6 protein-coding genes and 1 pseudogene are annotated in these 7473 nt (G+C 69.2%); 4 read left to right on the plus strand and 3 right to left on the minus strand.

What is annotated here, in order from left to right:
• Positions 1-27: 27 nt before the first annotated feature.
• Positions 28-279, minus strand: a complete 252-nt coding sequence (locus ACYVK3_RS20695; RefSeq protein WP_460499246.1) for a hypothetical protein — start codon at positions 277-279, stop codon at positions 28-30.
• Between ACYVK3_RS20695 and ACYVK3_RS20700 the strand changes: the two genes are divergently transcribed.
• On the plus strand, positions 278-1087 hold the full coding sequence (locus tag ACYVK3_RS20700; protein WP_460499247.1) for a hypothetical protein: 810 nt from the start codon (positions 278-280) through the stop codon (positions 1085-1087). The genes ACYVK3_RS20695 and ACYVK3_RS20700 overlap by 2 nt on opposite strands.
• 73 nt (positions 1088-1160) lie before the next feature.
• On the opposite strand, the gene ACYVK3_RS20705 is transcribed toward ACYVK3_RS20700, so the two are convergent.
• A complete protein-coding gene (locus ACYVK3_RS20705) occupies positions 1161-2105 on the minus strand; it encodes a hypothetical protein (protein WP_460499248.1) in 945 nt (314 codons plus the stop codon).
• A 286-nt stretch (positions 2106-2391) separates the two neighbouring features.
• Positions 2392-3081 carry a hypothetical protein gene (locus ACYVK3_RS20710; RefSeq protein WP_460499249.1) on the minus strand — a complete coding sequence of 230 codons (690 nt, stop codon included), beginning with the start codon at positions 3079-3081 and terminating at the stop codon, positions 2392-2394.
• Between the two features lie 469 nt (positions 3082-3550).
• Here ACYVK3_RS20710 and ACYVK3_RS20715 point away from each other — a divergent pair.
• The 3 genes and pseudogenes from ACYVK3_RS20715 to rpmA all read left to right on the plus strand — a co-directional run.
• Positions 3551-5815: pseudogene (locus ACYVK3_RS20715) on the plus strand (Rne/Rng family ribonuclease); the annotation flags it as partial.
• Between the two features lie 413 nt (positions 5816-6228).
• Positions 6229-6528, plus strand: coding sequence for a 50S ribosomal protein L21 (rplU, locus tag ACYVK3_RS20720; RefSeq protein ID WP_026924852.1), 300 nt, complete (start codon positions 6229-6231; stop codon positions 6526-6528).
• Positions 6529-6539: 11 nt separating this feature from the next.
• Complete coding sequence (gene rpmA / locus ACYVK3_RS20725; protein ID WP_460499250.1) at positions 6540-6794, plus strand: bL27 family ribosomal protein; 255 nt, start codon at positions 6540-6542, stop codon at positions 6792-6794.
• Positions 6795-7473 lie beyond the last annotated feature (679 nt).

Below are 7473 nucleotides of genomic sequence, written 5' to 3' on the forward strand. Positions count from 1 at the left end.
GGCGGTACCGCCGCCGGCCCCTCTGCCTCAGCCGCAGTCCCAGCCGCAGGCGCCGAGCTCGGCGCCGGTTTCGGCCGCGCCCGTCTCCGGGACGTCGGTCTCCCAGGTCTCCCCGGTATCGGCCCAGCCCGCCTCGGGCCCGCCGGGACCGAACCGGCCGGTCTCCGGGCAGCCGTTCTCCGGACAGCCGTTCTCCGGCCAGCCCGCGTCCGCCCAGCCGTACTCGGGCGTGCCGTACTCCGGCGCCGCGCCGATGAGCGGCGGACCGGTCAGCTCCATGCCGACCTCGGCGGGCCTGTTCGGCGTCTCCCAGGTCTCGGCCGGGCCGACCGAGGGCACCGTTTACGGCCTGCCGGTCACCGACCGCGCCGTCGAGACCGCCGCCTCGGACGCCGGCAAGGCCATCGAGCCGCTGCGCCGGATGCCGCAGATCCCCACGGCGCGTGCCCTGGAGCTCATGACCTCCGCCAGCCCGCCCGCCGGGCTCGTCATCGGCCGCGACGCCGAGCAGCTCCCGGTCGTCGCCCCGTTCTTCCGGCCCGAGGAGACCCGCATCAACCTCATCGGCGGCGTCTACCTCGCGCGCCTGCTGGTCTTCCGCGCCCTCGCGCTCGGCACGCGCGTCGCGGTGTGCACCAACCGGCCCCAGGAGTGGAACGGATTGGGCGAGTCGGCCACGAACCGCAACGACCGCCTCGCGGTCCTCCACGGCGACCAGCCGGTCACCGTCGAGGCCAGCCAGCACTCCCCGGCGCTGTACGTGTACGACGTCGGCGAGCGCGGCTCCCAGGTCAAGCCGGTCCTCGGTCCCTGGCGCACCCAGTTGACCGTGCTGCCGCGACTGACGAACTACGCCGACAACCTGACCGGTGAGGCGCACATGACGGTGCTCCAGCGCCTGACGGCCGAGGAGGCGCAGATCGCCCGCTCCAGCATCCGCGTCAACCAGGAAGTCCTCCAGTGGCTCCAGATGCTGCACGACGACATGATCGCGATGCTCCGCAAGGGCCAGAAGGAGAAGTACCTGTGGTGCGCTCCGACCTCCATCGAGGCGCAGATGTTCGGCGCGCCCATGCGCACCTACTGAACCGAGCACGGGCGGGCGGGCCCCCTTGGCGAAGCTTGCGGGCCGTAGGTTCGCCCGCCCTTCGCCCGCTTCGCTACGAGGCTTCTCGCCAGGCGTTCAGGTACGAGCTGGTCAGCGCGACCGAGAGATCGCTCAGGCCCTGCTGGTCCAGCCCGGAGTCGACCACGGACAGGCGCAGGATGAGATAGACGTTGTCGTCTTGGACGTGCAGCTGGTAGTTCGACGTCCCCTCGTCGACCACGCGCACCACCGCCGCGGCCTGATCGCCGATCTCGGGGGCCGGCTCCACCGCCGTCCACGGTTCGGCCATCTCGCTGACCTCGCGCGCGCCCAGCTCGAAGTTCACGCTCGCCTTCGCGTCGGACTCGAAGGACACGCCCTCGAACTCCAGCAGCGCCACGGCGCTGTCGGCGGCTCCGTAGGTGAGGACGCATGACTGCTCCCACCCGCGGCTCTTCTGTTCGGCCGAGGCCGCCGTCTCCGGCTCGACGCCGTCGACGTAGGGCTCGATCGGAGCGGCGTCCACCAGGGAGCACGGCTCTTCGCTGCTGCCGTATGTCAGGCCCGCCGCGGCGGCGTCGGTCTGCTCGGGCGGCTCGTCGCGGTTGAACCACCACCAGCCGACGCCGCCGAGCAGGCCCACCGCGACGATGGCCGCGATGATCTTCGGCCACGGACTCGACTTGCGGGCGCGGGAGCGGACCTTCTGGAAATCCGAGCGGCGGCGCGTCTCCTTGGGGACGTAGCCGAGCTTGTCGATCGCGGTCGTGCCCTCTCCCGCTCCCCACGAGCCGGCCGGCTCGTCGGCGAACGCGGCCTCCTCGAACGGCTCGGGCGAGCGCGTCTCGTCGTCGGGGGCCGGCTGCTGCGGCTGCTGCTGGTAGGACTGCGGAGGCGACGCCGGCTGCTGCGGCGGTACGGCGGCGTGGCCGGCGCCGTGCGGCTGATAGGGCGGTCGGACCGGTCCGCGCCCGCCCTGCGGACCGCCGGCCTGTGGCCTGCCGCCCGCCGCGGGCATCTGGGGACCCTGGCCCGCCGCCGGCCTGCCGGCTGCGGGCCTGCCACCGGTATTGCCGGGATTGCGCGGGTTGCCGGGACCGCCCGGCGTCTGACCACCCTGCGCCGCTCGGGGCCTGCCGGCCTGCGGCTGCCACTGGTTCGGACGCGGCCGCTGACCGTCGTCCGGCGACTGGTCATAAGCCGGACCAAAGGGTGGTGTGGCGCTCACAATATTCCTCCGCGAGAGATGCACGGCGCGTCGACTTGACGCCGCGGTGGTCATGGCCAGCTTAAAGGGGAGCCGGTCAATTCCCGTCCCGGGGGAGCGCGTCAATGAGGCCCGAGGCCAGATCCTGGGCCAACCGCTCCTTGTCGCCGCCCTCCGGCGGGACCCCGGTGAAGAAGGAATTCAACGTCACAGTCGCGTTCGCCTCCTGGGCGTGCAAGCGCACCTCCGATTCCTCGCCGCCTTCGATGACGGCGGCCGCCGCCTGCTCGGCGAGCCCGCCGACCGACGAGGTCTCATGGCCCTCGGAGGCCTCGAACTCCAGCACGCCCGCGTACGCGACCCTCGCGTCCGACGCCGACTCGTACACCTGCACCGTCGCGAAGATCGTGACCAGGCGATACGCGTCGGATCCGGCGTGCTCGGCCGAATAGGCGCACTCGAAGGTGCGCATCTCGTCCGCGGACTTCTCGGACGGCTCGCGCATCTGCTCGACGCCCGCCCATGGGGCGATGAGCTCCTCGTCGACGACCAGCTCGCACAGGTCGCCGATCGCGCTCGCGTCGACGTTCGGCTCGGAGTCCCCGATGCCGCTCATCCAGAACAGGACGGTGCCGCCCCCGGCCACCAGCAGTACGACTGCGGCGAGGACACCGCCGGCGCTGGCGAGTTGGCGGAACCTGTCGGCGCCACGATGCCGCCCCTGGTAGGTGACGGGCTTGCCGTCGTCCTGGGGTTTGTCGGACTCCTCCGAGTCGATGACCTGCACTGCGATGTCCGCTACCTCCGTGCGTGGGGCCTGGCGCCCCGCTGCGCCGCCTCCGAGCCTGAACGGCCGCGGCCAGCTTATCGAGTACATCGGACTCGGACCAGGCTCCGGCCGTGCCAACCACTATGCCAATTTACGGCTCCGCCGACGCCGCGGTGAGGTACGCCTCGCTATCTCACCCGATAGTGACCGCTGACACTGAGAGGCGGGGCACCGACTTGCCGACCGGCTCGGCGAATGACGCAGAGTGTGCGATACTCGACCTTGTCGCACCGAACACATAGACGATGGTGCGATCGCAGATGTCCTGTCCGCACTGCTCACGGTGCCGGACGTGACCACTCGGCCGAGGCGAGGTGTTTTCTCGGCGCGAGTTGAGGCTTTCGGTGCGGTCTGATCGGCAAGGAATGCCAGGAGGGCCGCACTACTGATGCCGCGCCCGTGCGGCAGCGGACGCAAACAGCGTCACGCGCCCGGGCAGCGGCTGGAATGGAGATTTATTCGCATGCGCGAGAACGAGCCGCGCGAACAGGTGCCCGCAGTTGTGGTCACCTTCATGGCGCCGCAGAAACCCAAGAAAGACGAACCCGCCGAACCCGAGCCCCGAGCCGAGCGATCCCGCCCCGCCGCGGTCGCCCCGCAAGCGGTGCCGGTGTTCGCACCCCCGCCCAAGGTCGAGAAGACCGAGCGTCCGGCCGAGCGCGACAGCGATGAGCCGGCCGAGCCCAAGCGGGCCCAGAAGAAGTCACAGCCCAAGAAGTCGCAGGCCAAGCAGGCCCCGGCGAAGAAGTCCAGGGCCAAGGAGCCCGAGCCGGTCGCCGAAGAGGAGCCCGTCGACGAATTCGACGATGACCTCGACGACGAGAGCGCCGAGGAGCGCCGCCGCCGCAGGGGCCGGCGAGGACGCCGCGGCCGTGGCCGCGGGAAGGGCGGCGACAGCGCCTCCGACTTCGACGATGACGACGAGGACGAGTCCGACGACGACGAGTCCTCGAACGAGACCGCCGAGGACGAATCGGCCTCCTCCGACGGCCCCGAGATCACCCGCCGCCGCCGGCGCCGCCGCAAGCGCGCCGGCTCCGAAGAATCGGACCGGAGCCCCAAGCCCGCCGACGACGCCGAAGTCGTCGTCAAGGTCCGCTCCCCCTCCAAGAAGCTCTCCTCCAACGACGACGTCCGCGGCGTCTCCGGGTCCACCCGGCTCGAGGCCAAGCGCCAGCGCCGCCGCGACGGCCGCAAGGGCGGACGCAACCGCGTCCAGGTCGTGAGCGAGGCCGAGTTCCTGGCCCGCCGCGAGGCCGTCGAGCGCCATATGGTCGTCCGCGTCCGCGGCGGCCGCGCCCAGGTCGCCGTCCTCGAGGACGACATCCTCGCCGAGCACTACGTGTCCAAGTCCGGCGCTCAGGGACTGGTCGGCAACGTCTACCTCGGCAAGGTCCAGAACGTCCTGCCGAGCATGGAGGCCGCCTTCGTCGACATCGGGCGCGGCCGCAACGCCGTGCTCTACGCCGGCGAGGTCAACTGGGACGCCACCGGGCTGGCCGGCAAGGCCCGCTCCATCGAGCAGGCCCTCCGCCCCGGCGACTCGGTGCTCGTCCAGGTCACCAAGGACCCCGTGGGCCACAAGGGCGCGCGTCTGACCAGCCATATCGCGCTGTCGGGCCGCCACCTGGTCTACGTGCCGGGCGGCAACGCCTCCGGCATCTCCCGCAAGCTCCCCGATCGCGAGCGCACGAGGCTGCGCGCGGCGCTGAAGAAGCTGGTGCCCGAGGGCGCCGGCGTCATCGTCCGCACCGCCGCCGAGGGCGCCGGTCCGGAGGACCTGGCCCGTGACATCTCCCGACTCCAGATCGAGTGGGAGGAGATCCAGACCAAGTCCAAGAAGGGCAACGCCCCGGCGGTGCTGCACTCCGAGCCCGACGTGCTCATCCGGGTCGTCCGAGACGTCTTCAACGAAGACTTCAAGGAGATTCTGGTGGAGGGCGACGAGGCCTACGACGAGATCCACAAGTACCTCGAGTCGGTCTCGCCGGAGCTGTTGCCGCGGCTCAAGCGCCACACCGGCACGAAGGACGTCTTCACCGAGAAGCGCGTCGACGAGCAGCTGCTCAAGGCCCTCGACCGCAAGGTCTACCTGCCGTCGGGCGGCTCGCTGGTCATCGACAAGACCGAGGCGATGACGGTCATCGACGTCAACACCGGCCGGTTCACCGGCGAGGGCGGGAACCTCGAGGAGACCGTCACTCGCAACAACCTCGAAGCGGCCGAGGAGATCGTTCGCCAACTGCGGCTGCGCGACGTCGGCGGCATCATCGTCATCGACTTCATCGACATGGTGCTCGAGTCGAACCGGGACCTGGTGCTGCGCCGGCTGACCGAGTGCCTGGGCCGGGACCGGACCAAGCACCAGGTCACCGAGGTGACCTCGCTCGGCCTGGTCCAGATGACGCGCAAGCGTGTCGGCCAGGGCCTCATCGAGGCGTTCTCCGAGCCCTGCGACCACTGCAAGGGCCGCGGTGTGGTCATCCACACCGACGAGATCCTCGGGACCGGCTCCTCGAAGAAGAAGAGCGGCAGCGCCTCGTCCGGGAACGGCAACGGCGGCGGCAACGGCAACGGCGGCGGCAAGAAGAAGCGCGAGCGCGGCAAGTCGGGCTCGAAGCAGTCCGGCCAGAAGGCAGAGCAGTCGGACCAGCCCGAACAGTCCGAGCCGAAGTCGGTCGCGGCGGAGACCGCGAAGGTCGCGGCCGCACCGCCCGAGCACGACGGCGACGGATCCGGGGAGACCGGGAACGGCGACGACTGATCGAGGGCTGCGCCGCGGACTGTGACGTTCGCGGCGTCGCCCCGGTCCCCATGCCGGAAGCAGCGCGTCAATGACGTACGCTAGTGAGCGGCCTGCAGAACCTTCAGCTTCCATCCCCGCCTGGCGGGGGAGCCCGCGCCCCGTGAAAACGGAGCAGGGCGAGGCGCTTGATCGGCAGGCCTGCCGAGGCTCCGCCCGCGGAGCCGTACTGGCACCCACGGCGACGCTTGCGGAGCCGTAAGTTGGCGTGGTGCGCGACACCGCAATATTTGACAGACACCGTTCCCCTGCGGGGAACTTGTTCCCCGCACCGGGGAGGACCCAAGGAGACCAGCGTCGACATGTACGCAATCGTCAAGACTGGCGGAAAGCAGTACAAGGTCGCCGAGGGCGACGTCCTCGAAGTTGAGAAGCTTCAGGGCGAGCCCGGCGACACGCTTACGCTGCCTGCGGTAATGCTCGTCGACGAAGGCACTGTGGTCACCGACGCCTCTGGCGTCACGGTGAGCGGTGAACTTCTCGAGCACACCAAGGGCCCGAAGATCAAGATCCACAAGTACAAGAACAAGACCGGCTACCACAAGCGCCAGGGGCACCGTCAGCCGCTGACCCGCGTCAAGGTCACCGGGATCGAGAAGTAAGGGGTTGACCGATGGCACACAAGAAGGGTGCATCCAGCTCCCGTAACGGACGCGACTCCAACTCCAAGCGCCTCGGTGTGAAGCGCTTCGGTGGCGAGCGCGTCAATGCCGGTGAGATCCTCATCCGGCAGCGCGGCACCAAGTACCACCCGGGCGACCTGGTCGGTCGCGGCGGCGACGACACGCTGTTCGCGCTCGCGGAGGGCGAAGTGCTGTTCTCCAGCAAGCGCGGCCGCAAGCTCGTGAACATCGTTCCGAGCGCGTAGCGCCGACGCTCAAGGCTTGAGGAGCCGGGGACCGCCGAAAGGCGGTCCCCGGCTTTCGCGTTGCAATGAGAAAGACTCCGATAACTGGTTTAGGGTTGTAGCCGACCGGCTACACATAAAGCAATTCTCGGATCGGCCGGATGCCTTCCGAGACACGGTCGGGTGAATGGCTCAGGGCACACCCTTGGGTGATCGACTGAATACGTCAGGGCCTTCTCGGAAACGGCGAATGCTTAGCCGCGTCGCGGCGGGCGATGAAGTCCGGCCGGCTGTGGGAGACAAGTGAAGGCGGCGCTGTCGCCGCAGTTCAGAGCGGTAGTCGAATCGGAGGGGACCCCCCGATTCAGAGGCCGTCGAGAGCGTGTATATTTGTATCTGCCCGCGGGGGAACGGAACAGCCGAACAAGGCCGGTCCGGAAGCCGCCGGAGAGCAGCGACAAACTCGCAGAGTGTTGGCGCGATCCGGAAGCTGATTCGCGGGGATCTCAGAGACTCGGTAAGAGGCTCGATCATGTGTGACACAGGTTAATCAGCCTGAGTCTTGCAGAACGATCGGAGCCTGCTAGAGTTGAGAGGTTGCTCCGGCTGAGGCCAAATCACGAAAGTGAAATGACTTGGTTGGCGTGTTGTTTGAGAACTCAACAGGGTGTTTGGATGGTCGACGTGCGGGCTGGCCGGG

Source organism: Glycomyces tarimensis (assembly GCF_054776215.1).